At 69.8% G+C, this 1,296-nt stretch carries 1 protein-coding gene; it reads right to left on the reverse strand.

Annotation, left to right across the window (positions count from 1 at the left end):
- Window positions 1-32: 32 nt before the first annotated feature.
- Entirely contained in the window at window positions 33-1,202 is a 1,170-nt protein-coding gene (locus tag P3W85_RS17965) for an MFS transporter (RefSeq protein ID WP_276265784.1), read from the reverse strand.
- Window positions 1,203-1,296: the final 94 nt, after the last annotated feature.

The raw sequence follows: 1,296 nt of genomic DNA on the forward strand, positions 1-1,296 counted from the left end.
CGTACGCCCTGGAGGCGGACCCAGAAACGGACTCAGGCCTGTTGCGGGGGCGCTTCGCGCCGGCGGCAGCCCAGCGCACGCGCGCGCTGCGATACCGCCAGCGCCAGCAGCATCAGCGCCGCGGCGCCCCAGTGCAGCGTATCGGCGCCGGCGGTGGCGTAGATCGCCGCGCCCCCCATGGCGCCCAGGGCCTGCCCGAGGTAGATGGAGGAGGAGTTGAGCGAGATCGACACCGCCGCGCGCTCCGGCGCCAGCGCCACCAGCCGCGCCTGCTGCGCACTGTTGGTGGCAAAGCCGCCCACGCCCCACAGCATGAAGACCAGCACCAGCGCGACCGGTCCCAGGGCCGCCAGCGGCCACAGCAGCATGGCGGCAAGCGAGGTGAGCATGGCGAACTGCACGATGCGCGAAGGCGTGACCCGGTCCATGCGCGAAGCCGCCAGCACGTTGCCGCCGACACCGCAGGCGCCATAAGCCAGGAACATCAGGCTCAGTTCGCCGCCGCTGATGCCGTGCACGTCGCGCAGCAGTGGGGCGATATAGGTAAACAGGGTGAACATGCCGGCCGACTGGATCATGGTGGTGGCCACCACCAGCACGATCGGCGTATGCCGCAGCACCGCGCTCCAGGCCGCCCGCCCCACCGGCTCGACATACAGCCGCGGCGGCAGCGCCCGCCATACTGCCAGCGCCGCGCCCAGCGCCATCACGCCGACCAGCCCCATGCTGAAGCGCCAGCCCAGCGTGCTGGCAATCCAGGTACCCATCGGCACGCCCACCACGCTGGCCACGCTCCAGCCGAGGAACACGAAGCTGATGGCACGCCCGCGGGTCTGGGCATTGACCAGCAGCGGCAGGGTGGCTGCGGCTTGCGGCGTATAGATGGCCGCCCCGATCGCGGTCAGGAAGCGGATCGCCATCAGGCTGGCGAAGTTCGGCGCGAATGCCGCCGCCAGGTGCATCGCGGCATAGACCAGCAGGGAGCCCGCCAGCAGCAGCCGGCGGTCGATGCGCGAGCCGAGCGTGGCGAACAATGGCGCGCCCACGCAGGTGGCCAGCGCAAAGACGGAGATCAACTGTCCGGCGGCGCCTGCGCCAAGCTGGAAGTTGCCGGCAATGTCGTTCAACATGCCGGTAACGATCATCGCGCCGGTGCCGATGACGAAATTGCCAAGACACAGCGTCAAGAGCCTGGGATCCATGGCGGCCGGCGCAAGAGCGGGAGGAAGACGGTGGAAAGACGAAAAGCGCGGCCGGAAGGCCGCGCGGAATCCCCCGAGTGTAGCGGGTTTGCCT

The organism is Cupriavidus basilensis (genome assembly GCF_029335485.1).
Lineage (GTDB): Bacteria > Pseudomonadota > Gammaproteobacteria > Burkholderiales > Burkholderiaceae > Cupriavidus > Cupriavidus basilensis_E.

Excerpts from the sequence above, each read along its gene's own strand:
- P3W85_RS17965 (WP_276265784.1), bottom strand. The coding sequence starts at position 1,202 with ATGGATCCCAGGCTCTTGACGCTGTGTCTTGGCAATTTCGTCATCGGC.